Annotated in this window: 20 protein-coding genes, 1 tRNA gene and 1 pseudogene; 12 read left to right on the top strand and 10 right to left on the bottom strand. The window is 61.2% G+C overall.

All coding sequences use genetic code 11. The annotated features are described in order from the left end of the window. The first annotated feature begins 41 nt into the window (after positions 1 to 41). From Q1A06_RS05910 to Q1A06_RS05900, 3 genes are read left to right on the top strand one after another with little or no spacing between them, the layout of a single operon-like run. On the top strand, positions 42 to 773 hold the full coding sequence (locus Q1A06_RS05910; protein WP_299559940.1) for a heme ABC transporter permease: 732 nt from the start codon (positions 42 to 44) through the stop codon (positions 771 to 773). Continuing rightward, positions 773 to 934 (top strand): heme exporter protein CcmD, encoded by a 162-nt coding sequence (gene ccmD / locus Q1A06_RS05905; protein WP_299560570.1) that lies wholly within the window; start codon positions 773 to 775, stop codon positions 932 to 934. The genes Q1A06_RS05910 and ccmD overlap by 1 nt, the downstream gene beginning before the upstream one ends. Further along, positions 921 to 1,472: a DsbE family thiol:disulfide interchange protein gene (locus Q1A06_RS05900; RefSeq protein WP_299559937.1), complete on the top strand. Its 552-nt coding sequence runs from the start codon at positions 921 to 923 to the stop codon at positions 1,470 to 1,472. The genes ccmD and Q1A06_RS05900 overlap by 14 nt, the downstream gene beginning before the upstream one ends. Here the strand turns inward: Q1A06_RS05900 and Q1A06_RS05895 are convergent. Further along, the gene (locus tag Q1A06_RS05895; protein WP_299559934.1) at positions 1,469 to 2,155 is read right to left on the bottom strand and encodes an SDR family oxidoreductase; all 687 of its coding nucleotides are present in this window, start codon (positions 2,153 to 2,155) and stop codon (positions 1,469 to 1,471) included. The genes Q1A06_RS05900 and Q1A06_RS05895 overlap by 4 nt on opposite strands. An 87-nt stretch (positions 2,156 to 2,242) precedes the next feature. Next, positions 2,243 to 5,032, bottom strand: coding sequence for an aconitate hydratase AcnA (acnA, locus tag Q1A06_RS05890; protein ID WP_299559931.1), 2,790 nt, complete (start codon positions 5,030 to 5,032; stop codon positions 2,243 to 2,245). 228 nt (positions 5,033 to 5,260) lie between these two features. Here acnA and Q1A06_RS05885 point away from each other — a divergent pair, with 228 nt between their 5' ends. Continuing rightward, positions 5,261 to 5,971 carry a thioredoxin family protein gene (locus Q1A06_RS05885; RefSeq protein ID WP_299559928.1) on the top strand — a complete coding sequence of 237 codons (711 nt, stop codon included), beginning with the start codon at positions 5,261 to 5,263 and terminating at the stop codon, positions 5,969 to 5,971. Here the strand turns inward: Q1A06_RS05885 and Q1A06_RS05880 are convergent, their stop codons facing one another. The 6 genes from Q1A06_RS05880 to Q1A06_RS05855 form a co-directional block, all read right to left on the bottom strand. Continuing rightward, the gene (locus Q1A06_RS05880; RefSeq protein ID WP_299559925.1) at positions 5,972 to 6,874 is read right to left on the bottom strand and encodes a lysophospholipid acyltransferase family protein; all 903 of its coding nucleotides are present in this window, start codon (positions 6,872 to 6,874) and stop codon (positions 5,972 to 5,974) included. Positions 6,875 to 6,939: 65 nt separating this feature from the next. Then, complete coding sequence (locus Q1A06_RS05875; protein WP_366523500.1) at positions 6,940 to 8,013, bottom strand: FliG C-terminal domain-containing protein; 1,074 nt, start codon at positions 8,011 to 8,013, stop codon at positions 6,940 to 6,942. Between the two features lie 182 nt (positions 8,014 to 8,195). Beyond that, a complete protein-coding gene (locus Q1A06_RS05870) occupies positions 8,196 to 8,351 on the bottom strand; it encodes a hypothetical protein (RefSeq protein ID WP_299559922.1) in 156 nt (51 codons plus the stop codon). A 134-nt stretch (positions 8,352 to 8,485) separates the two neighbouring features. Beyond that, positions 8,486 to 9,790: an adenylosuccinate lyase gene (gene purB, locus Q1A06_RS05865; RefSeq protein ID WP_299559919.1), complete on the bottom strand. Its 1,305-nt coding sequence runs from the start codon at positions 9,788 to 9,790 to the stop codon at positions 8,486 to 8,488. 85 nt (positions 9,791 to 9,875) lie between these two features. Continuing rightward, the gene (locus Q1A06_RS05860) at positions 9,876 to 11,093 is read right to left on the bottom strand and encodes a bifunctional alpha/beta hydrolase/OsmC family protein (RefSeq protein ID WP_299559916.1); all 1,218 of its coding nucleotides are present in this window, start codon (positions 11,091 to 11,093) and stop codon (positions 9,876 to 9,878) included. Between the two features lie 936 nt (positions 11,094 to 12,029). After that, a complete protein-coding gene (locus tag Q1A06_RS05855; protein ID WP_299559913.1) occupies positions 12,030 to 12,248 on the bottom strand; it encodes a hypothetical protein in 219 nt (72 codons plus the stop codon). A gap of 339 nt (positions 12,249 to 12,587) precedes the next feature. Here Q1A06_RS05855 and Q1A06_RS05850 point away from each other — a divergent pair, with 339 nt between their 5' ends. From Q1A06_RS05850 to Q1A06_RS05830, 5 genes and pseudogenes are all read left to right on the top strand, one after another. After that, the gene (locus tag Q1A06_RS05850) at positions 12,588 to 14,777 is read left to right on the top strand and encodes an NADP-dependent isocitrate dehydrogenase (protein ID WP_299559910.1); all 2,190 of its coding nucleotides are present in this window, start codon (positions 12,588 to 12,590) and stop codon (positions 14,775 to 14,777) included. Positions 14,778 to 14,983: 206 nt separating this feature from the next. After that, a complete protein-coding gene (locus Q1A06_RS05845; protein ID WP_299559907.1) occupies positions 14,984 to 15,175 on the top strand; it encodes a GMC family oxidoreductase N-terminal domain-containing protein in 192 nt (63 codons plus the stop codon). Between the two features lie 23 nt (positions 15,176 to 15,198). After that, positions 15,199 to 15,438: pseudogene (locus Q1A06_RS05840) on the top strand (GMC oxidoreductase); the annotation flags it as partial. 26 nt (positions 15,439 to 15,464) lie between these two features. Further along, on the top strand, positions 15,465 to 17,081 hold the full coding sequence (locus Q1A06_RS05835) for a long-chain-fatty-acid--CoA ligase (protein ID WP_299559904.1): 1,617 nt from the start codon (positions 15,465 to 15,467) through the stop codon (positions 17,079 to 17,081). A 106-nt stretch (positions 17,082 to 17,187) separates the two neighbouring features. After that, entirely contained in the window at positions 17,188 to 17,358 is a 171-nt protein-coding gene (locus tag Q1A06_RS05830; RefSeq protein ID WP_299559901.1) for a hypothetical protein, read from the top strand. 114 nt (positions 17,359 to 17,472) lie between these two features. On the opposite strand, the gene Q1A06_RS05825 is transcribed toward Q1A06_RS05830, so the two are convergent. Next, positions 17,473 to 18,399: a hydrogen peroxide-inducible genes activator gene (locus Q1A06_RS05825; protein WP_299559898.1), complete on the bottom strand. Its 927-nt coding sequence runs from the start codon at positions 18,397 to 18,399 to the stop codon at positions 17,473 to 17,475. Positions 18,400 to 18,538: 139 nt separating this feature from the next. Between Q1A06_RS05825 and katG the strand changes: the two genes are divergently transcribed. The 3 genes from katG to Q1A06_RS05810 all read left to right on the top strand — a co-directional run bounded on the left by katG (position 18,539) and on the right by Q1A06_RS05810 (position 24,729). After that, positions 18,539 to 20,770, top strand: coding sequence for a catalase/peroxidase HPI (katG, locus tag Q1A06_RS05820; RefSeq protein ID WP_299559895.1), 2,232 nt, complete (start codon positions 18,539 to 18,541; stop codon positions 20,768 to 20,770). A gap of 284 nt (positions 20,771 to 21,054) precedes the next feature. Continuing rightward, positions 21,055 to 22,362, top strand: a complete 1,308-nt coding sequence (hisD, locus tag Q1A06_RS05815; RefSeq protein WP_299559892.1) for a histidinol dehydrogenase — start codon at positions 21,055 to 21,057, stop codon at positions 22,360 to 22,362. 318 nt (positions 22,363 to 22,680) lie between these two features. Further along, on the top strand, positions 22,681 to 24,729 hold the full coding sequence (locus Q1A06_RS05810) for a calcium-binding protein (RefSeq protein ID WP_299559888.1): 2,049 nt from the start codon (positions 22,681 to 22,683) through the stop codon (positions 24,727 to 24,729). Positions 24,730 to 24,840: 111 nt separating this feature from the next. Here Q1A06_RS05810 and Q1A06_RS05805 read toward each other — a convergent pair. Next, positions 24,841 to 24,916 (bottom strand) — tRNA-Thr (locus Q1A06_RS05805). Positions 24,917 to 25,006: the final 90 nt, after the last annotated feature.

Here is a 25,006-nt window from a genome sequence, read left to right as displayed (position 1 = left end):
TTGCGATTGTGGCCGCCCGAGGGGAGGGTTAGAAGCGACATATGTCGATTTGGGAATATGCAAACCCGGTCAGGTTTCTGGCCCTGAGCGCCAAGGTGCAGCCCTTTGCATGGGCGGCGGCGGCGATCGGCATTCTCGTCGGTCTGCTCTGGGGGTTCTTCGGCACGCCGGATGACTTCCGGCAAGGTTCGACCGTCAAGATCATCTATCTGCATGTGCCTGCCGCATGGATCGCGATCAATGCGTGGATCATGATGCTGCTCGCGTCGCTGGTCTGGCTCGTGCGGCGTCATCACGTCAGCGCGCTTGCCGCCAAGGCCGCAGCCCCCGTCGGCTTGGTGATGACGGTAATCGGCCTGCTGACCGGTGCGATCTGGGGGCAGCCGATGTGGGGCACATGGTGGGCGTGGGACCCACGGCTGACATCGTTCCTGATCTTGTTCCTGTTCTATCTCGGCTATATCGCACTTTGGGAGGCGGTTGAGGACCCCGATACCGCCGCTGATCTTACATCGGTGCTGTGCCTCGTGGGATCGGTGTTCGCGCTTCTGTCGCGGTATGCCGTTCTGTTCTGGAGCCAGGGATTGCACCAAGGCGCGTCGCTCAGCCTCGACAAGGAAGAGAATATCTCGAACGTGTTCTGGCTGCCGCTTATCATTTCGATCGCCGGTTTCACACTGCTGTTTCTCGCGCTGGTGCTCTACCGCACCGGCACCGAGATTTCGCTGCGCCGCGCGCGCGCGATCAGCGCCCGGCTGGAGCCGCGCGGATGATGCCGGAGTTGGGGAAATACGCGTTCGAGGTGCTCAGCGCCTACGGCCTTTCGCTGTTGCTGATCGTGGCACTGCTGGCGGTTACGCTGCGGCGCGGGCGGCGCGCGCGGGCGGCACTCAGACAGATCGAGGCGGAGGCGAGACCCGATGGCAAGAGTTAATCCGCTGATGATTGCACCGCCGCTGATCTTTGCGGCCTTCGTGGGGCTTGCCGCTGTGGGCATGTTTCGTGAAGACCCAGAGGGGCTGCCGTCGACGCTGATCGGGCAACCCGCACCCGGCGTGCCCGAAAAGCAGCTGAGCAGCTTTCCCCCGGCGACCGATGCGATGCTTGCAACCGGCGATGTGACGCTGGTGAACTTCTGGGCGAGCTGGTGCCCACCGTGCCGCGCGGAGCATCCGACGCTGCTGCAGCTGGAAGCGGCCGGTACCCAGATCGTCGGCATCAATTTCAAAGACACTGAATCCGCCGCGACGAAATATCTGCGCGACGATGACAATCCTTTTGCCGGCGTCGGCTTTGACCCGCAGGGCCGCACGGCGATTGACTGGGGTGTGACTGCACCGCCGGAGACCTTTATTCTAGGGGCCGACGGCACCGTTCTGTACCGCTTTGCCGGGCCGTTGGTCGGCAGCGATTATGCGCAGCGCTTCCTGCCCGCGTTGGAAAAGGCGCGCGAGGATCTCGCCACCCGCTAAAGCCGGTAACCGCCCGACACGCCGATCGTCTCGCCGGTGATCCACCCTGCGGCGGGCGAGGCGAGGAAATGCACCACCGGTGCGATATCCTCGGGCGTGGCGACCCGGCCCAGCGACGTCATTGCGGTGAATGCCTTGATCAGCTCAGCCGGGCGCGGACTCTCGCGGCGCTCCACTGCTCCGGGCGCCACGCCGTTCACGCGGATACCGCGCGGGCCCAGTTCGCGTGCCATTGCGCGGGTCCAGGTGTCCAGCGCGCCCTTGCTCGCGGAATAGGACGCAGCCCCGAGAGCCGGGAACCGGGCGTTGACCGACGAGATGTTGACTACGCTGCTGCCCGACCGCAGATGCCCAAGCGCCGCGCGAAGCAGTGCCATCGGCGCGGCGACGTTCACCGCATGGTTGAGAGCGGTGTCGCCATCGTCCATCTCGATGGCGCCGGCATTGTTCACGATCACGTCGAGCCGACCGAAATGCGCGATGACCTGCGCGACGACGGGGGCAGCAAACGCGTCTGATCCCAGATTTGCCTGAACTGCCAGAATGTCGGGATGGTCTGCCAGCAGGGCGTCCGGTCTGGTGCTGTGCCAGGTGATCGCGACGTCGTGATCGGAGGCGAAATGGCTGGCAATCGCGCGTCCGATGCCGCGCGCACCGCCAGTAATCAGGGCGACAGGTTGCATGGCCTTCTCCTTTGCCCATGAGCTTAACGCAAAAGGCCCCCGCTGCGAGGTGCGGCGGGGGCCTTTGAATTGGTCGACCGGTCGTGGTTATTCGGCAGCGACTTTATCGTTGTGCGCCAGATCGCGCAGGACGTAGTGCAGAACGCCACCGTGTTCAATGTACTCAATCTCGATCGCCGTATCGATACGGCATTTGATCAAGATCTCCTTCACCGTACCGTCCGCCATCGTGATCTTGCACGGCACTTCCTGCAACGGTTTGATCGTATCCAGACCGGAGATCGACACAGTCTCTTCGCCTGTCAGGCCCAGTGTCTTGCGTGTGTCGCCCTTTGTGAACTCGAACGGGATAACCCCCATGCCGACAAGGTTTGAGCGGTGAATCCGCTCGAAGTTCTCGGCAATTACTGCCTTGACCCCCAACAGTGCGGTGCCCTTGGCCGCCCAGTCGCGCGAGGAGCCCGCGCCGTATTGCTCGCCGCCGAAGATCACCAGCGGTGTGTTGTTTTCCTGATGCTTCATCGCCGCATCGAAGATCGACATCTGTTCGCCGTCGGGTCCTTTGGTATAGCCGCCTTCAACGCCATCCAGCATCTCGTTCTTGATGCGGATGTTGGCGAAGGTGCCGCGCATCATGACCTCGTGGTTGCCGCGGCGCGAGCCGTAGGAGTTGAATTCGCGCACCGGCACCTGACGCTCCACCAGATACTGACCGGCAGGTGTGCTTTCCTTGAACGATCCGGCCGGCGAGATGTGATCGGTCGTGATCATGTCGCCCAGCACTGCCAGAACCTTGGCACCCTCGATGTTGTGGATCGTGCCCGGTTCGGGCGACATGTTCTGGAAATAGGGAGGGTTCTGGACATAGGTGGACTGTGGCGGCCAGTCGTAGGTCTTGGCATCCGTGGTTTCGACGGCTTGCCATTTCTCATCGCCCTTGAACACGTCTGCGTATTTCTCCTGAAAGCTCTCACGCGTCACTGTCTTTTCGACCAGCTCCGCGATTTCCTGGGTCGAAGGCCAGATGTCCTTGAGATAAACGTCGTTGCCATTCTTGTCCTGGCCCAACACGCCGTTCGCCAGATCAACGTTCATGTCACCCACCAAGGCATAGGCCACGACCAGCGGTGGCGAAGCCAGATAGTTGGCACGCACATCGGGCGAGATGCGGCCTTCGAAGTTGCGGTTGCCGGACAGAACCGAAGTGCCGATCAGATCGTAGTCGTTGATCGCCTTGCTGATTTCGGGCTCCAGCGGTCCCGAGTTGCCGATGCAGGTGGTGCAGCCGTAGCCGACGAGATTGAAACCGATCGCATCAAGATCGTCCTGCAGCCCTGCCGCTTCGAGATAGGCGCTCACCACCTGACTGCCGGGTGCCAAAGACGTCTTGACCCAAGGCTTGCGCGTCAAGCCCAGCTCGCGTGCCTTGCGCGCCACAAGACCCGCGCCGATCATGACATAGGGGTTGGATGTGTTGGTGCACGACGTGATCGAGGCGATCACGATGGAGCCGTCATGCAACTGGTAGTGGCCGTCATCCGTCGCCACGTAACCGCGTTTGTGGTTACCTTCGTCGCCGGGGATATCTTGTGGTTCGGGTTGTCCGCCTTCGCCTTCCCACCGAATTTCCTGGTTGGCCGACGCATCCTTGCCCGCACGCACGCCTTTGACGTATTCGGCAAAAGCGGTGTGCGCGGATGTCAGCGCAATATAGTCTTGTGGACGTTTAGGCCCGGAAATCGCCGGAACGATGGTGCCCATATCGAGCGACAGCGTGTCGGTATAAATAGGTGCGTAATCCGCGTCGCGCCACATGCCGTTTTCCTTGGCATAGGCTTCGACCAATGCGATGCGGTCTTCGTCGCGGCCCGTGGTGCGCATGTAGCGCAGGGTTTCATTGTCAATTGGGAAAAAGCCGCAGGTGGCACCGTATTCGGGCGCCATGTTGGCGATGGTCGCGCGGTCCGCAAGGGGCAGCTTGTCCAGACCCTTGCCGTAGAATTCGACGAATTTGTTGACCACGCCTTTTTCGCGCAGCATCTCGACCACTTTAAGCACCAGATCGGTGCCGGTGGTGCCTTCCATCATCTGGCCGGTCAGCTCAAAACCGACGACTTCGGGGATTAGCATCGAGATCGGCTGGCCCAGCATCGCGGCTTCGGCCTCGATCCCGCCGACGCCCCAGCCCAGTACCGCCATGCCATTGACCATGGTGGTGTGGCTGTCGGTGCCGACCAGCGTGTCGGGGTAGGCGACTTCATCACCGTTCTGGTCTGTGTCGGTCCAGACGGTCTGTGCAAGGTATTCCAGGTTGACCTGGTGGCAAATGCCGGTGCCGGGGGGCACGACGCGGAAGTTGTTAAATGCCTTCTGGCCCCACTTGAGGAAGGTATAGCGTTCGATGTTGCGCTCGTATTCGCGGTCCACGTTCATCTGGAAGGCACGCGGATTGCCGAACTCGTCGATCATGACCGAGTGGTCGATGACCAGATCGACGGGGTTGAGCGGATTGATCTTGTCGGCGTCGCCCCCGAGTGCCACCAGCCCGTCGCGCATGGCCGCCAAGTCAACCACGGCAGGCACGCCGGTGAAATCCTGCATCAGCACGCGGGCAGGGCGGTAGGCGATCTCGCGCGGGTTCTTGCCGCCCTTGGCACCCCATTCGGCAAATGCCTTGATGTCGTCGACCGTCACGGTCTTGCCGTCCTCAAAGCGCAGCATGTTCTCCAGCACGACCTTGAGCGCCGCAGGCAGATTCGAGAAATCGCCCAATCCCGCTTCCTGCGCCGCAGGGATCGAGTAATAAGCAACGGACTGGTCGCCCGCGGTTAAGGTCTTGCGGGTCTTCGAAGTGTCTTGACCGACGATGATTGTCATATGTGGCTCCGGATGTGGGATTTGCTACAGGACGATATTAGCGCCTAGATGACGCATAGCGAGCATCTTTTCAACCTACATACCTATAATTGTATACCATTGTACACTGAAAGTCCCTCATTTCCGTCACAGATCCGCGCCATTCGCGGGCTCTCTCGAAACCTTGATTGGTCATTACATCGCGTCCTCCTTAGGTAGGGTATGTGCACAGTTTGCGATAGGAATCAGATGCGCCGGAAATTGATCGCCCTTGCCACCACTGCGTGCTGTATGGTTGCCGTTTTCACGGTGCCCGTCTCCGCCGAACAGCGTCCCGTGGTTGTCGAGCTATTCACTTCTCAAGGCTGTTCAAGCTGCCCACCCGCCGATGCGATGCTGGCACAGTTGCAAGAACGCGACGATGTGATCTGCATCGCACTGCATGTCGATTACTGGGATTACATTGGCTGGAAGGACAAATTCGGCGATCCCGCCCATGCGGTCCGGCAACGTGCCTATGCGCACAAGGCCGGGCGCCGGTCCGTCTATACCCCCGAGATGATCGTCAACGGACAGACCGATATCGTGGGTTCCAAGCCAATGAAGCTGTCCAAGGCGATCGCCGAGCACAAGATGCAGCCCGTAGAGGTCGATCTTGATATCACCCGCACGGACCGTACGCTGGTGATCGACGCGAAAAACCTGACGGACGGGCTGGGCGAGATGAGCGTTCAGATGCTGCGTCTGATCCCGGAGGAAACCACGGAGATTACCCGTGGCGAGAACACCGGCAAGACGATCGCCTATCGCAATATTGCGAAAGACTGGACCGTCTTGGGAACGTGGGACGGCACCGCACCTTTGCGCCTTGAGACGCCGATCAGCGGTTCGTCGCCCGTCGTGGTGTTGATCCAGTCGGGAACGGCGGGCCGAATCGTCGCTGCCGCGCAACTCGACTGATCAGGCGTCCGGCTGCGGCCGCCAGCGACGGTGAACCCAGAACCACTGCTCCGGCGTGTCGCGCACGCGCGCGGCAAGGCTGTCTGTGATCGCCTGCGTCATCTGCATCGCATCGGAATGGGGCACGGGTGCTTCGAGCACCGTCTCGAACGTCAGCCCGTCGGCCTGACGCACACCATAGAATGGGATCAGCAGAGCATCATAGCGCAATGCGAGTTCGGCGGCGGAGAGGGCCGTGTGCGCAGGTTTGCCCAGAAAGTCGAACACAGGCGCGCGGAAAACATGCTGGTCAAAAAGCAGAACAAGCTGCCCGCCGTCTTTGAGGTGCCGGACAAAACCAGCGGTTCCTTTGCGCCCCTGCGGAAAGACCGGCCCGCCGAAAGCCTCCATCGTCTTGACGTAATGCGCGTTGAAATAGGGGTTCTTCATGTCGCGGTACAGACCGCCGATGTTATAGCCGCGCGCGACAAGCGCCGCGCGCGTCGCCTCGTAGTTGCCGAAATGACCGGTAACCAGCACCACCGGCTGCCCTTGCGCCGCAGCATCCTCAAGCGCGCGCACGCCGGGACCGACGGGGGTATTTCGGGCCATTCTCTCGGGAAAGTCGTGTGCGGAATAGTTCTCGATGAAGGTGCGTCCGACGTTGTTGAGGCACCGGCGGGCGATATCCATGCGTCTTTGCGCGGGCAGGTCGGGCCAAATCAAATCGAGGTTGTCGAGCGCGCGCCTGCGGTAGCCTGCCAGTGGTCCGACCACCCGCTCCACGATCGTTCCCATGGCGCGAACACGCATCCTGTAGGGCATCAGGAGGGCAAGGCGGATGAGGCCGACAATAACGAGATTGCTGAGGTAGTGACCTATTTTACGGGCACGCCCCTGTTTCTTTGGACGGTCTGCGGACATACGGCTCCGGTCATGCAGTGGTCGGTAGTGTCATAGTCGGTGCGCGTTCGGTCAACAAGAGGGGCTTAATCTTCCTCCTCTTCCTCCTTAACGACGAGGACGAGTGTGCCGCTGTCCTCCATTCCGCGGATTGCGGCGACGATCGTCGTCATCGCGGCGTCGCAGTCGGATGCCTTGACCTTGCCGGTTTCCGCGATCTCTTCGCGCAGCTGGTCCGCCATCCGGCCCGACATATTGTCGAGAATGAAGTCGCGCGCATCGGCAAACCCGGCCGCCTCGGCACCCGTCAGCGCGGTGACGACGGTGCTCTGGTCCACTTCACGCAGCACACGCGGGATGTCGCGCGGCTCCACCCGCTCAGGGATGTTGCCGAACGTGAAAATCGCCTTGCGTACGGCATCGGCCAGCACGCTGTCGCTTTCTTCGAGGCCGGTCATCACCGTGTCGCGGGTCGGCGTCGAGGACGAATTGAGAATGGCACCGAGGCGTTGCGCCGCGGCAGTTCCGAACGCCGGGATCGGCTGCGCATCAAGCTGGGCCGCGAGCGACAGGCCGATCCGGTCGACGGCAGCGGGCGTGACATCGCCTGTCAGCGATATCGCATAGGTGATGCGGCGCGCTTCGGAGCCCGACATGCGCCCCAGAAGTGCCGCTGCTACCTGAACGTCCAGCTTTGAGAGCAAAACAGCGGCAACCTCGGTGCTTTCCTGCTCCACGATCTGTTGCAGATCTGTGGGAGACAGCGCCAGAAGTCGTTTCCACGGATCGCCTGCTGCGCGCACGCCGGCCTCTTTGCGCAACCGCGCGGCGGTGTCGCGGCTGATCCGGCCGTCAAGCGCGTCCAGGGCGCCCGCGATGCCGCCCGGAAACGACAGGCCGATCGATTCGAGCGCCTCTGTGAACTCTTCGACCACCGACGCCAGTGTCACCCTGTCGACCACCCGCATCGCGCCCATCTGATGTGTCAGCTGCGCCTGAAGCTCTGCGGGCAACTCCTCCAAAGGAATGTCCGCGCCTTCGTTGATCAACAAACGCACAACGATCGCCGCTTTCGCGCGCTTGCTCAATGTGGGGTTGGGAATTATCCGGCCGACGGCCTTCGAGGCGGTGGTCACGGGCAGCGTGGTCATGTCGTTCATGGCAATCGGGTTCCTGTCAGAGAATGCGACAGGTATCGCCTGAAATGATGAAGAAGGATTGAAAGCTGTCGCCCCGATTGCCGCTGGACCGCAGAAAAACCCAACCCTTAAAATGAAATGCGCGCGGGAACGTATCACATTCCCCCGCGCGGCAGTATTCTTGCGTGGCGCGCTGCCGACGGTCAGGTCGTGGTGGCAACGCAGCTTTGGCTTGCGGCGTCATAGACGGATCCTTCGGAACAGGACATGACCTGCTTCGAGTGACTGCATCCTGCCGCAAGGGCAAACTGGGGCGCAAGGATCAGGGCGGCGGTGGAAAATGCGATCTTCAGTTTCATTTTACTTACTCCTTTAAGACGTAAGGTAAAGTGTAACGCAGGTTCGCGACAATTCAAATGAATTGCACATCGGGTGCCATGAACACGTCGCCCGATGCGCATGATGTATGTCGCGCACGCTGACCGATCGCGTTTCAGTCACCGAAGACACGCTTGAATATCGTATCCACATGCTTGGTATGATACCCCAGATCGAATTTCTCCTCAATCTCTTCGGCGCTCAACGCGGCAAGAACATCCGCGTCGGCCAGAAGTTCGGTTTTGAAATCCTTGCCTTCTTCCCATACCTTCATCGCGTTGCGCTGCACCAGCTTATAGCTGTCCTCGCGGCTCACGCCTGCCTGTGTCAGCGCCAACAGCACCCGCTGGCTCATCACCAGGCCCCGGAATTTGTTCATGTTGGCCAGCATGTTGTCGGGGTAGATCACCAGCTTGTCGATTACGTTCGTCAGGCGCACCAGTGCGAAATTGAGCGTGATCGTCGTGTCCGGCCCGATGTTGCGCTCGACGGAGGAGTGCGAAATGTCGCGCTCGTGCCAAAGGGCTACGTTCTCCATCGCAGGGATGACTGCCATGCGCACCAGCCGTGCCAGACCGGTGAGGTTTTCGGTCAGCACGGGATTGCGTTTGTGCGGCATCGCGGAGGAGCCTTTCTGACCGGCGGAGAAGAACTCCTCGGCCTCCAGCACCTCAGTGCGCTGCATGTGACGGATTTCCGTCGCGATATTCTCGATCGAGGAGCCGACGACGCCGAGGGCCGCAAAGAAGGCGGCATGCCGGTCGCGTGGAATAACCTGCGTACTGATCGGCTCGGGGAACAGACCCAGCTTTTCGCAGACATGTTCCTCGACCGCGGGATCGATGTTGGCGAAGGTGCCGACGGCACCCGAAATGGCCCCGGTGGCAATTTCGGCGCGCGCGGTTTTCAGGCGGCGCAGGTTGCGGTCCATCTCGGCGTAGAAGCGCGCGAAGGTCAGGCCCATCGTCGTCGGCTCTGCGTGGATGCCGTGGCTGCGTCCGATCCGAACGGTGTCCTTGTGTTCCAACGCGCGACGCTTGAGCGCGGCAAGCAGCCCCTCCAGATCCGCGATCAGCAGATCGGCGGCGCGGGTCAATTGCACGTTGAAACAGGTGTCGAGCACGTCAGAGGATGTCATCCCCTGATGCACGAAGCGGGCCTCGTTGGCGCCGACATGCTCGGCCAGATGGGTCAGAAACGCGATCACGTCGTGTTTCGTCACCGCCTCGATCTCGTCGATCCGCGCCACATCGAACTTCACGTCCTTGGCCTTCCACACGGCCTCGGCGTTCTCGCGCGGGATCACGCCGATATCGGCCATCGCATCGCAGGCGTGTGCCTCGATCTCGTACCAGATGCGAAATTTCTGTTCGGGTGACCAGATGGCGACCATATCGGGACGGGAATAACGAGGGATCATCGGCAGGCCTTTTGTGCTGGGGCAAGGATAAGGCGCGCAATACCGCCTGCGCGTCCCGGAAACAAGCCGTCACAGGGCGCGCGGTTCAGTCCTCCAATTCGGTCTCGATATGCGAGGTCCGCTCCAGCGTGCGGTGCACGGGGCATTTGTCCGCGATCTCCAGCAGGCGCGCGCGCTGCTCGGGCTTCAGCGCGGGGCCGTCCAGCACGATGCGGCGAAGAAAGCGGTCGATCTTTTCGGTGCTTGCGACTGCGGCATCCTGTGCATGTACCTTCTGGTGGCTGACGTCCACACGCACATGATCGAGCGGCCATTTCTTCTTGCGCGCGTACATCCGGATCGTCATCGACGTGCAGGCCCCCAGACCGGCGGCCAGAAAACCGTAGGGCGACATGCCGCGGTCGGTACCGCCATAGGCCAGAGGCTCGTCCGCCAGAAGGTGCAGATGGCTGCCCGACGTCACGTCCTGCAAGAACCCCTCGCGGTCGGCCTCGGACACGCGCACGATGCCTTCGGGCACACCCGCAGGCGGCGCGGGAGGCCGGCGGTCGAGGTACCGTGCAGCCCATGTGGCAATGACTTCGGCGGCGTATTCCGCGTCTTCGGGGCGGCTGATCAGATGATCGGCATCGTCGAGCGAGACAAAGCTCTTGGGATGCCGCGCCGCCAGAAAGATCTGGCTGGCGCTGTCGATCCCGACGGTCTCATCGCGGGGCGCATGCAATACCAGAAGGGCGGCGTGCAGCTGCCCCAGCGCAGTCCCCAAAGCGGCGCTGCCGGTGTCCTTGACAAAGCTCTTGCCGATGGTGAAGGGGCGCCCGCCCAGACAGACCCGCGCCGTCCCCTCGGCGTCGATCTTCGGCAGCGCATCCGAGAAATGGCGGGTCACGTGCGACGGATCGAACGGTGCGCCGATGGTTGCCACAGCCTTGATCGCGTCCAGTTCCTCCGTCGCCCTTATTACTGCCGCGCCGCCAAGGCTGTGACCGATCAGGAGTGACGGCGCCATCCCCTCATCGGCAAGCCACCCCGCAGCGGCGACGATGTCTTCGACATTGCTTGAAAAGGAAGTGTTGGCAAATTCGCCCTCGGAATGGCCCAGCCCTGTAAAATCGAAGCGCAGCACAGCGATGCCCAGAGCCGCAAGGCGGCCGGCGATGCGGCGGGCGGCGGGGATGTCCTTGCCGCAGGTAAAGCAATGCGCGAACAGAGCCGTCGCCATATGCGGACCCGCCGGCATGTCCAGCCGCGCGGCTAGATCCGATCCGTCGTGGCCTTTGAAGGTGATTTCCCTGCTGGGCATGTGCTCTCTCCTTGATCAGTCCCCAAGGTGGGACAGTGGCCCGCGCTGGGCAAGGGGGCGGGTGCGTCACTCACGCCAAGGTGACGGGACGCCTATGTTCATGACGATACACACACCTGTTGCGGGCCGTATCCTCGTGCCGCGTCTTCGCGGCCCGGAACTCCGTTACTTTCAACAGACCGGTCTTACAAAATGGCAGTAGGTCGTGGATGGGTCTATTCCTTCGTCAGATACAGCGTCCGGGCCGATCCCGGCTCACTTTCCGAAAACACTCCGACCGGCGCGCTGGTCGGCGCACGTACCGCGTACGAAGACCACATCACCCGGGCGGCGAAATGCTATCACCACGGCAGAGCTTGGTCGCGATAGCTGGCCGATTGACGCGGCCACTTACAATTCCGCGTTTTCAGTCACAATCTGCTTTTTATCGCGCCAAAGATGCCAATCACCGCAGAGGTGCTGGCCGAGCAGACGACATGTCTAGGCCTGCTGGAACAACTGAAGCTGGAAGACGGGTTAACGCAACTGTCCGCGATATGGTCGAGATGATTGTGCGGACGGTAGTGGACTGTCGGCCTGTTCCGGCAGCGATACCGTCGTTGACTTCGATCTGAGTAACCTGAACAGTATCGGCGTACTGGCGGAAGTGAAACGCGGGTCGATATCCTTGACGCGATCCGCCCCGGGGCCGATTGGAGCTTCGGGCCACCGGTGGAATTCGTGGTGGACGAGATGCGCGTCGCCGGAAAGGTCGCGTTTGTCACCGTGCGCGCCCAGGGGCCCGGAGGGGCCGGGATCGACATCTGGACCGTCCCGGACGTGCTGCGCGGCCAGTCGGACCCCCAAGCGGGAAACGGCCCGTGTACTGTTCGATCTGGTCCGCCGTCCTGCCCGCGGTCTATCGCTAATCAAGCCGTGAAACCGGAGCACAGGACGTCACAACGGAACGATCTTTGCGTCCCAGTCGGACGTCTCCGTGCTGCCTGTCATATCCGTGTGTCCGACGACGAAGACACGGCTGTCGGGTGACGCTTGCAGAAAGTCGGAAATCGCTTCAAGCGTGGAAACGTAGGCAGGCATCAGCGTATCTAAATTATGTGCCAACTGTATGCCGTAGAGCGATATGCGTCCTTCCGTCTGCAGGCATGACGCCATTTCCTTGACCGAGACAAAGGCCATCCGAGGGGTCAGGGAGCACCTTCGATAATGTCCATCAGAACCACGGTTTTTTCGAACAACTTCAACTAGACATCAAGGCGTCGCATCCGTCGCGAGATGGATTACCTCACGGCGGTTCATGTTCATCATCTCGAACTGGACACGCCGTCAAAGGGGAAAAGGGGCTTCCATTTCCATCAGCGCGCAGCCATCCTGAACTGTGGTGCCAACCATTTCGATTGGTCCCGCATCCGTCTTTGTATGCGAAGGTATACTGTCGACCTTTGGGGATGGGTCGGCTATGAAGACGCAAAATGCATCCTGATGGAGTTTCTTATGTCTGATATCATCTACACCAAAGTTGACGAAGCGCCGGAACTGGCGTCTGCCTCCTTTCTGCCGATCATCCAGAAATTTGCCGCTGCCGCCGGGGTGTCCGTCGGAACGAAAGATATCAGCCTCGCCGGCCGCATCCTTGCCACGTTCCCCGACCACCTGAACGAAGCACAGCGCCAGTCCGACGATCTGGCCGAGTTGGGGCGTCTGGTGAAAACGGCGGATGCGAACGTCATCAAGCTGCCCAACATCTCGGCCTCGGTGCCACAGCTTGTCGCGGCCATCAAAGAGCTGCAGGCCCAGGGATTCGCATTGCCCGACTATCCCGATGCACCCGAAACAGACGCCGAAAAAGAGGTGCGGGCGAAATACGACGGCATCAAGGGGTCGGCTGTGAATCCGGTCCTGCGCGAAGGCAACTCCGACCGCCGCGCGGCGAAGCCCGTAAAGAGCTTTGCACAGAAAAACCCGCACCGCATGGGGGATTGGTCCGCCGACAGCAAGACCGAAGTGTCGGCGATGTCGGGGGGCGACTTCTTTTCCAACGAGGTTTCCGCCACGTTGGACAAGGACATCACCGCCAAGATCGTTCTGGAGACTGCCGATGGCGAGACTGTGTTGAAAGAAGCGGTCAGCTATCCTGCGGGAACGGTCGTGGATGCCACCTACATGAATGCCGCAGCCTTGCAGGAATTCCTGAAAGACGAGATCGAAAAGACCAAGGACGAAGGCACGCTGTTCTCACTTCACATGAAGGCCACGATGATGAAGGTCTCTGACCCGATCATCTTTGGCCACGCGGTCAAGGCGTATCTTGCGCCGGTATTCGACAAGCACGGCGACGCTATGCGCGATCTGGGCGTGAACCCGAATTCGGGCCTCGGCGATCTGCTGGCCCGTGTGAAAGGGAATGACGACATCATGGCCGACATCAAGGCCTGCATGGACGCGCGCCCGCCGATGTATATGGTCGATTCCGACAAGGGCATCACCAATCTGCACGTCTCGTCCGACGTGATCATCGACGCGTCAATGCCCGCATTGATCCGGGCAGGAGGCAAGGGCTGGGGCCCCGATGGCAAGGAGCATGACACCAACTGCGTCATTCCCGACAATTCCTATGCGCCAGTCTATGACGAAAGCATCAAATTCTTCAAGGAAAACGGCAAGCTCGATCCCGCCACGGCGGGTACCGTGCAGAACGTGGGCTTGATGGCGCAGAAGGCCGAGGAATACGGCTCTCACCCGACCACGTTCGAGATCCCGCAAGCTGGCACCGTCAAGATGATCCTCGAAGACGGGACCGTCCTGCATGAGCACAAGGTCAATGCCGGTGACATCTGGCGCTCCGCCTCCGCGCGCAAGGCGCCGATCGAGGATTGGGTGAACCTTGCCATCGACCGCCAGAAGGCCGAAGGCTGCCGGGCGATCTTCTGGCTTGACGCTGATCGCGCCCACGACGCCGAGCTCATCGCTTACGTCAAGCCGATCCTCGAAGCCAAAGGCGTGTCCGACAAATTCGAGATCATGGCCCCGCGTGCGGCGACGCGTGCATCGTTGGAGACCATCACGAAGGGCGAGAACACCATCGCGATCACGGGTAACGTGCTGCGTGACTATCTCACCGACCTTTTCCCGATCCTTGAGCTGGCGACATCGGCCAAGATGCTGTCCATCGTCAAGTTGATGAACGGCGGCGGATTATTCGAGACAGGTGCGGGCGGCTCGGCACCCAAGCACGTGCAACAGCTGGTGGAGCAAAATCACCTGCGCTGGGACAGCCTTGGCGAATTCTGCGCGCTGGGCGAAAGCCTGACCTTCCTTGCCGACAGCAAAGGCAACGAAAAGGCCCGTGTGCTGGGTGAGGCCGTGGATGCCGCCACGCAAGGTATTCTGGACCACGGTCGGTCGCCGTCGCGCAAGGTCGGCGAGCCCGACAACCGCGACAGCCACTACTGGTTCGCCCGCTACTGGGCCGAAGCACTCGCGGCGCAGACTGCCGACCCGGATCTCGCCCAGCACTTCGCGCCGATTGCCGACGCCCTGACGAAGAATGAGGACAAGATCCTGTCCGAACTGGCAGCTGCGCAGGGAAAAGCTGTCGATCTTGGCGGGTACTATCATACCGATCCTGGGAAAACCGAATCCGTGATGCGCCCGTCCGCGACGCTCAACGGCATCATCGGCTGACATACCCGGACAGACAGGGAGGCCACGCTGCGTCGCGCACGCGTGGCCTTTTTCAGTTCCGCTCTGCGGCGGGGCGTCCGTGCCGACGGTACGTCACGTGCGCGGCATATTCCACAATAGGCATGGACACTCGACGCAATCTTTGGCTTATTTTCCGCCAAGGGGGACGCGCCGGTAGACAGACCGCGCACAGCGTTGGAGGACGCATGGAGTATGATTTCGTTATTGTCGGCGACAGATCGGGTGGTGCAACGCTTGCCGCGCGGTTGAGCGAAGATTCCGCGATTTCCGTCTGTCTGCTCGAAGCAGGGGGTGCGGGGAGCCATCTGCTGAACCGCGCGCCCGCTGCCATGGTCGCGGTACTGCCCGGCCACGGCAAAATATTGAACTGGGTATGACCGACAGCGACTGGGAGGCCGTCATCCGTGCCCATGCCGACACGATCTATCACCCTGTCTGCACCTGCAAGATGGGTAGGGACGAAATGGCGGTGGTCGATTTCGAACTACCGGTCCACGGCATGCAGGGGCTGCGTGTCGTCGATGCGTCGGCCATGCCAACCGTCACCAGCGGCAATACCAGCGCGCCCACGATAATGATTGCGGAATGCGCTGCGGACCTGATCAAGAACACGGCCTTTACTGCTATGGCCGCAGAGTAAATGTAAGAATAACAGGAGATTACGAAATGCTTGGACAAATGATGCACATGCCGCTGACCATCGGCAGCCTGATGGATCACGCGGCGCGCTTCCACGCGCAAGGCGAGATCGTCTCGGTCGAAACAGCGGGCGGCGTTGAACATTCGACATGGGGCCAAGTCGGTGCCAACGCGCACCGCCTTGCCTCGGCGCTGCGCAAGCTGGGTCTGGAGGACGGCGCGCGCTGCGGGACCATCGCGTGGAACAACCGACGCCACCTGGAGATCTATTTCGGCGTCGCAGGCGGCGGTATGGTGTGCCACACGATTAATCCGCGCATGGGTCCCGAGCAGATGGTGTATGTGATCAACGACGCCAAGGATCAGGTTCTGTTCATCGACGGGACGTTCGTTGCGGCAGCGGCCAAGCTGAAGCCGGCGCTGAAAGAGACCAAGCACATTATCCTGATGGGTCCGCGGGACGAGGAAACCGCCGAGGCGCTGCCGGGCATTCTGTTCTACGATGAACTGCTTGAAACCGGTGACGCGGACCTGCCCTGGCCGGATCTGGACGAGAACGCGGCCTCCAGCCTGTGCTATACATCCGGCACCACGGGCGATCCGAAGGGGGTGCTGTATTCGCACCGCTCTACCGTCCTGCACTCGTTGGCGGGCAACCAGCCCGATGGCCTGGGCATCTCGGCGATGGACACGGTAATGCCGGTCGTGCCGATGTTCCACGTCAACGCATGGGGTGTGCCCTATATCGCCGCCGGGACGGGGTGCAAGCTGGTGCTGCCGGGGCCGAACCTTGACGGCAAGAGCCTTGTGAAACTGATCGAGGACACCGACACCACGCTGGCGCTGGGCGTGCCGACGATCTGGATGGGGCTGCTCGCGGCTCTCAAAGAAACGGGTGCGAAGATTCCGAGCTTCAAGCGTACCGTGGTGGGTGGCTCGGCGTTGCCACCGTCGATGATTCCACAGTTCGCGGAATACGGGACCGAACTGATCCATGCCTGGGGCATGACCGAAACCTCGCCGCTCGGATCGATCAACCAGCTGTTGCAGCGTCACACCAAACTGTCCGAGGAGGAGCAGGCCGCGGTGCGGCTGGGGCAGGGACGCGCGCCCTACGGCGTCGATCTGCGTATCGTCGACGAGGCCGGCACGGTGCTGCCGCATGACGGCGAGACACAGGGCGAATTGCAGGTCAAAGGCCATTGGGTCATCGACACCTATTTTGGCAAGGATACATCGGCGCTGACCATGGATGGGTGGTTCGACACCGGCGATGTGGCGACCATCGACGAAGAAGGCTTCATGGTCATCCGCGACCGTTCCAAGGACATCATCAAGTCGGGCGGCGAATGGATTTCGACAGTAACGTTGGAGAACATCGCGATTTCGCATCCCGCTATCGCCAATGCCGCAGCGATTGCCGCCCATCACGCCAAATGGGACGAGCGCCCGGTGGTCGTGGCCATCAAGTCCGATGACGTGACCGAGGACGAGCTACTCGCGTTTTACGAGGGCAAGGTGGAAAGCTGGCAAACACCGGACAAGGTGATCTTTGTCGATGAATTGCCCATCGGATCGACGGGCAAGGTGCAGAAGAACAAGCTGCGTGAACTCTACGGGGATGTCCTGCTTGACAAAGACTGAAGAATGCAGGGGAAGGGCGCTTTGCGTGCCCTTCCCGGTCGCAGCGGTCCAAAAAGGAAATCACCGATGAAGGCGATCCGCCTCAGGCTGGCCGCCGGGGTGGCTGATGATGCGCTATGGCGTGCAGGTGCCTAATCCGCTGGATGGGTGGGATGTCGAATGTGATCTGCGCCAGCATATGGTGGCTACCGTCAAGCGACAGGAGACTGATCGCGGTGTGTCGCTTCTGCCGCAAATGGGTCTGGCGTCCGATGCCGCGCGCGAGGCGGCTGACTGACGAAGCAGCGGTTTTGATTTGTTTGTTGAACCAGAAGGCATGGTGCCCGGTCGCAGACAGCACCGCGGCCTTTGCCGATGGCTGGGGTCACGGTGTAACCCGTGCGCCGGGCATTTATTCCGGGTCGGATCCTGCCTGCGCAAAAGCGGGGTGTGCGGCGGCTGCATCACGGACGTGCTGGGCGATCACGTCGAGATGGGGCCCGAGCGCCGAAGTCTTGCGCCAGACCATGCCGACGGTGCGTTTGGGGAACGGAGGGGCCAGCCGCGCGATCGACACAGTGGCCGAGCGGGTTTCCACGGGCACAGCCATCTCCGGTATCAACGTCACACCGATGCCCGCGCCGACCATCTGCACAAGCGTCGTCAGCGAACTGCCGTCCAGCCCTTCGCGGGGCAGCGTGTTGCGCAGATTGCAAAAGGAAAGCGCCTGATCGCGAAAGCAGTGGCCCTCTTCAAGCAGCAGCAGCTTCATCTGGCCAAGCGCGGCCACCGACGGCACAGGGCGCTGCGCATCTGCGGCGGGACGCACCAATACCATCGCTTCGTCGAACAGCGCGACTTCGGTCAGCGATGGTTCCGACACGGGCAGGGCGACGATGGCGCAATCCAGCCTGCCGTCACCCAACTCCTCGATCAGCCTGTGGGTCATGGTTTCGCGCACCATCAGGTCGATGTCCGGATGTGCGGCCGTAATATGACCTATGACACCGGGCAGCAGGTAAGGCGCGATGGTTGGGATGATCCCGACCCTGAGCCGCCCGACGAGCGGATCGCGCGCACTGCGCGCCATTTCGGCAAGAGCCTCCGTATCGCGCAGGATCCCGCGCACACGGTCGCGGAACTGCACGCCGAAGGGCGTCAGCCGTACCTGCCGCGCGCCGCGCTCGAAGAGTTGCAGCCCCAGCGCCGATTCAAGCTCCTTGATCTGCGAGGAAAGCGCGGGTTGGGAGATTGCACAGGCTGCGGCGGCGCGTCCGAAATGGCAGTGGCGGGCAACCGCCTCGAAATAGCGGAGCTGTTTGAGGGTGAAATTGATCATAAGAAGAACCTATCACACTCATAGGGAGATTAAACTTAAAGGTATCACCGGATGTTGCTATAAGCGCGTTCATACCTTGGAGCGATTCTAAACAACGCTTCGCCGCATCGACATTCACACGACCGAAAGGGATACAGCAATGGACGGATCCGATATCGACAAGTGCCCGGTGATGGGACACGGCGCGCATAGACAAAGCACCAACTGCGCGCGGTCCAACCGGGACTGGTGGCCGAACCAGCTCAACCTCAGGATGCTGCACCAGAACCAGCCCGCCTCTGACCCGATGCGCGGTGAATTCACCTATGCCGAAGTGTTCGAACAACTCGACCTGGACGCGGTGAAAAGCGACATCTACGCTTTGATGAAGGATAGCAAAGACTGGTGGCCTGCGGACTACGGTCACTACGGCCCGTTTTTCGTGCGCATGGCCTGGCACTCGGCGGGCACCTACCGCACAGCGGACGGGCGCGGCGGATCGTCGTCAGGCACACAACGGTTTGCCCCGCTCAATTCCTGGCCCGACAACGGCAACCTCGACAAGGCGCGGCGCTTACTGTGGCCGATCAAGCAGAAGTACGGCAACAAGATTTCGTGGGCAGACCTGATGATCCTCACGGGCAATTGCGCGCTTGAGGATATGGGGTTCGAGACGTTTGGTTTCGCCGGCGGTCGCGAGGACATCTGGGAACCCGAGGAAGACATCTACTGGGGGTCCGAGGACGAGTGGCTTGAAGTCAGCGGCGGCAAGAATAGCCGGTACACCGGCGACCGTGCGCTGGAAAACCCGCTGGCTGCTGTGCAGATGGGTCTGATCTATGTCAATCCCGAAGGACCGGACGGCAACCCCGATCCGCTGGCCTCGGGTCGTGACGTGCGCGATACATTTGCGCGCATGGCGATGAACGACGAGGAAACCGTGGCGCTCGTTGCGGGCGGTCACACCTTCGGCAAGGCGCATGGCGCGGGCGATGCCGGCCTTGTAGGTGCCGAGCCCGAAGCGGCACCGATCGAGGCACAGGGGTTTGGCTGGCTGTCGTCGCACGGAACCGGTGTCGGTGCGGACGCAATTACCTCCGGGATCGAGGGCGCATGGACCCCGACACCGACGAAGTGGGACATGTCCTATTTCGACACATTGCTCGGCACCGAATGGGAGCTGACGGAATCGCCTGCAGGAGCCAAACAGTGGAAGCCAAAGGGCGATGCGATGGCAGGCACGGTGCCGGATGCATATGATCCCGGTCGCGCGCACCAGCCGATGATGACCACCGCCGATATGGCGATGCGCGAAGATCCGGCGTATCTGGAGATTTCCAAGAAATTCCACGCCAATCCCGATCTTTTCGCGGATGCCTTCGCGCGCGCGTGGTTCAAGCTGACGCACCGCGACATGGGGCCAAGCACCCGCTATCTGGGCAAGGAAGTGCCGGACGAAGAACTGGTATGGCAGGATCCGATCCCGACACCGGAGCACAAACTGGTAGAGGCAAGTGACATCGCCGGGCTCAAGGCGAAGATCCTCGACAGTGGGTTGAGCACGGCTGAACTCGTCTCGACTGCCTGGGCGTCGGCATCCACCTTTCGCGGGTCCGACAAGCGGGGCGGGGCCAACGGTGCGCGCATCCGTCTGGCACCAATGAAGGACTGGGAGGTTAACCAGCCCGAACAGCTGGCCAAGGTGCTCGACTCGCTCGACGCCATCCGGACGGCGTTCAACGAGGGCGCGGGCGACAAGGCGATTTCGATGGCCGACATGATCGTGCTCGCGGGGTCGGCAGCGGTTGAAGCAGCGGCAAAAGCCGGTGGTCATGATATCGAAGTCCCGTTCACGCCAGGCCGTGGCGACGCAACGCAGGAGCAGACGGACGTGGAGTCGATCAACGTTCTTCAACCGGCAATCGACGGGTTCCGCAACTACCAACCGCGTGAATTCAAACTGTCTGCCGAAGAGCTTCTGGTCGATCGCGCGCAGCTTCTGACCCTGACAGCCCCCGAAATGACCGTTCTGGTCGGTGGCTTGCGGGTGCTTGGTGCCAACTACGAAGGCACCAAGCATGGCGTCTGGACCGACAAACCCGGCACGCTCAGCAACGACTTCTTCAAGGCGCTGATGGAAATGGGCATCATCTGGAAGGCCGTGACCGATACTGGGGATATTTTCGAGGCAACCGACCGCAAGACCGGCGAGGTCAAGCGGACGGGCACACGGGCCGATCTGGTCTTTGGCTCCAACTCGCAGCTTCGCGCGCTGTCAGAGGTCTATGCGACAGACGAAGCCGGACCGCTGTTCGTGCAGCGCTTTGTGGATGCGTGGACCAAGGTGATGGAACTGGATCGATTCGATCTGCATCGCTCTGTTTTGCGCTGATCTTCAGACACGGACCGAATACATGGCGCGGCGCCCGAAAGGGTGCCGCGTTCTGCGTTTAAGTGCGGACGAGGGCAAGGTCGCTTTCCGACTATGGCTGGATTAGGTGGAAAACCCATGCCAGCGCATTTTTTTTGTTCTGCGGCAGCGTGTTTATGGCGTATCAAGGCGTTACCGGGCGGTGCGGATCCGGATGCCGCCTGTGTCCGCCCCTGATCCCAGAGGTCGGCTGTGCCGGTTCCCGTGGGCGGTACGCTGGATCTCGATGATAAGGACAACCCTGGATGACGCGCGACTATCTCAAGAAAGCGATCCTTACCGCCACCTCCGACGCGGGTGAAACGCATGGCACCGTCAAGAAAATACTGACTGAGATCGAGGCGGGCGGTGATGCAGTCGCGCTCGAATACGCGCGGAGACTGGACAACTACGATGGCAACGTTCTGTTGACGTCGGAGGACATCGAGGCGGCAAGCGCCGCCGTCCCTGAAAAACTAAAGGCGGACATCCGCTATGCCCACGCGAATATCGAGCGGTTCGCGCAGGCGCAAAAGGCAACGCTGTCGGAGGTGGAACTCGAGATCGCGCCGGGCCTCTACGCGGGGCAGAAGGTAATACCGGTGGATGCAGCGGGCTGTTATGTTCCTGGGGGGCGCTACAGCCATATCGCGTCGGCTGTGATGACGGTCACGACCGCAAAAGTAGCGGGCTGCGGTCATATCACGGCCTGTTCGCCGCCGCGTGCGGATGTCGGTGTCAATCCGGCGGTCGTCTATGCCGCGCATATTGCAGGGGCAGACCGGATCATGGCGATGGGCGGGGTGCAGGGTGTCGCGGCCATGGCTTTCGGTCTGTTCGGGTTGCCGCAATCGAATATCCTGGTCGGCCCCGGGAACCAGTTCGTGGCCGAAGCCAAGCGAATCCTGTTCGGGCGCGTCGGCATCGACATGATCGCCGGCCCGACCGACAGTCTCATTCTGGCCGACGCCACGGCGGACCCGTTCATCGTGGCGACCGATCTGGTCAGCCAAGCCGAGCACGGCTATAATTCACCGGTGTGGCTGGTCACGGACGACCGCGCGCTTGCCGAGACGGTGATGAAGCTGGTGCCGGATCTGATTGCTGACTTGCCGGAGTTGAACCGCGCGAATGCTTTCGTCGCGTGGCGCGACTATGCCGAAGTGATCCTGTGCGCGGACCGCGAGGCCATGGCCGCCTGCTCGGACGACTATGCCCCGGAACATCTGACTGTTCAGGCGCAGGATCTGGAATGGTGGCTCGGTCGGCTGACGTGCTACGGCTCCCTGTTTCTGGGCGAGGAGACGACCGTATCCTACGGCGACAAGGCCACGGGCACGAACCATGTGCTGCCGACATCGGGTGCCGCGCGGTATACGGGGGGGCTGAGCGTACACAAATACATGAAAGTCGTCACTTGGCAGCGTGCCACGCGCAAGGGATCGCGCGAAGTGGCGCAAGCGACGGCACGGATTTCGCGGCTCGAAGGCATGGAGGGGCACGCCCGCGCGGCGGATGTGCGGCTTGCCAAATATTTTCCCGGCGAAATTTTTGATCTGAGTGCGGACGGCTGACCGCAGCCAGCCCTGCGGATCGGTTCAGACCATGCGCCACCCTTGGCACCATACGCAAAGTAGCTCGTGGGCCAACAGCATACCTCTAAAACGAATCAACCAACCGGCCGGTTTGCCGAGAAGCCATGCAAATTATTAATTGTATCCAACGCGTGAATAGTCTCTTTGGCACGACGATATTGCGTACCCACCGTTGCCGGGAATTCATCAGAAACTTACGAAAACGCGGTTCTGGGCACTTTTTTCGAACTTGGACGCCGCTCTGTGCTAGCAAATTGCCGACGCGCCTGATCGGGCGCAGCATGTAAGGATGGAACAATGCCCGTAGAACCAGATGGATCGGTCACAGGAACGCATGGGGCGGATTTTCTGACGGGAACGGACGCTGCGGATACCATCTTTGGCCTCGATGGTGACGACTCCCTTGTCGGAGCGGATGGCGCCGATTCGCTTGTCGGCGGGGCGGGCAATGACACCCTTCGCGGGGGCCACGGCGACGACACCTTGCTGGGCGGCGACGGTGATGACGAGATTGAAGGCCTCTACGGCAATGATGTGATCGATACGGGCACGGGCAACGACCATGTGTTTGGCCGTGACGGAGATGATCTGATTTATGGCCGCGAAGGCGACGACCACCTTATCGGCAGCATCGGCACCGACACCGTTTTCGGCGGCGCAGGCAACGATACGCTGGCCGGCAGCCAGGGCGATGATGAAATCCACGGGGGTGATGGCAACGATCTTGCCTTTATCGGTGTGCTGGAAGGGTCCGACAGCATCTACATGGACGCGGGAAACGATTTTGTCGATGGCGCCTCTGCGGGGTTCGCGTTTTATGCGGAAGGGGGCGCAGGCAACGACACGCTGAATTCCGGTGTTGGCGATGACACGTTGTTTGGCGGCACCGGCAATGATGTGCTGCACGGCGGCGAGGGGGACGACACCCTGGCCGGCGGCGGGGACAGCGATGTGGTGACCGGCGGTGATGGCGATGATGTCTTTATCCTGCAGGATGTTCCGGGGCACTTGCAGATCACCGACTTCGGCGCAAACGGTGCTGCGGATCTGATCGATCTTTCACAGCTCGCCGGATACGACACCGCCGACGCCGTCTCGGCGGTGATGACCATCCAACAAGACGCGACCACGCTGAACCTAGATGTTACGGGTGGCACACTCGTCGTCACGATCCTGTCGCAGGACCCGCTGGTCGCCGAAGACATGGGGTTGAGCGGTACCCTGTCGGCGACGATCATAGAAGATACACCGAACGATGGCACCGACGCCGGCGGAAACCACAGCGGCGGCGATGACGTAGTTGACGACGGCACAGTCGAAGACGGGCCCGACACCGGACTGTTCCGACTCGAAGGCCCGGATGCGGGGCATTTCATCGTCGATCCCGATACCGGTGCGATCAGCAACATGGATTGGTTCACACCATCCTACGATCAGGTCTGGGACACGAACGGCGATCACATCTACGAAGTCTCCGTCCTCGGCTCGGACGCCAGCGGCGCCGAGATCAGCCGCAGCGATCTGGAACTCGTGGTCACACGCTCCGGCGCTCTCTGGCGAGAGGCCGGTGCGGACGATACACCCGACGGTGGACCCGACGATAACCTGCCTCCCGAGGGTGAGGGCACTGACCCGGCAGAGGACGGGCCAGAGGACGGTGGCACCGACAGCGGCCCACAGTTTTCGCTTGAGGGGGCGGACGCCAGCATATTCGACGTCGATCAGGATACAGGCGACGTCAGCTACAAACAGTGGTTTACACCCGCATTCGATGAAGTCTGGGACACGGACCGCGATCACGTCTACGAGGTTTCGGTGATCGGCTCGGACGCCAGCGGAACCCAGGTCAGCCGCTCTGATCTGGAACTGGTGGTGTCCGAAACCGACGCCGTCTGGCAGGCGGCAACTCCGGACAGCGACGAGGCACCCGCCGAGAGCGTACCAGAAGACGCCAGCGCGGGCCTCCAAAGCGTTGATGGCAGCGGCGGCACACAAGGGTTGCTCTACGGCCTTGCGGGCCAGGATGCGGACATCTTCGACATCGACAGTGCGACCGGAATCGTAACGTCGAAGTCGTGGTTTCAACCTTCGTTCGATGAGGTCTGGGATCTCGACCGCGATCACATCTATGAGATCAGTGTCATCGGCACGGACGAAGACGGCGGAGAGGTCGGCCGAACCGACCTGGAACTGGTTGTGACTGAAAGTGAGGCGGTTTGGCGCCAAGCCCCGGTCGAAGACGTCACGGGCGAAGAGTTAATGGCGCTTCTGTTCACGCCGATGACTGACGAGGACGCCATCCCCGATGAGCCGCAGGACGCGGAACTCGAAATCGACCTCATCTAGCAGATGCCAGAACGATACTTCGCATTCCCACAACCGTCGAGCGTCTGGCGGCAAACCTCTTTCGTGCGCGAAAAAGGATAAAGGCGACTACACATGCATTCTAGGAAATTATGGTGCCCCCACACGGACTCGAACCGCGGACCTACTGATTACAAATCAGTTGCTCTACCAGCTGAGCTATAGGGGCACTGCGCGGTGATTTAATGCGAATGGAAAGATCGTGCAAGGGGCTTTTGAGGTTCATTTGCAGGTTTTACACATCTGCAAACACACTATA

Origin of the sequence: uncultured Sulfitobacter sp. (assembly GCF_947497275.1) — a bacterium.
GTDB lineage: Bacteria > Pseudomonadota > Alphaproteobacteria > Rhodobacterales > Rhodobacteraceae > Sulfitobacter.
Note: the sequence above shows the minus strand (reverse complement) of the source record. Positions and strands in the feature narration are given on the sequence as shown.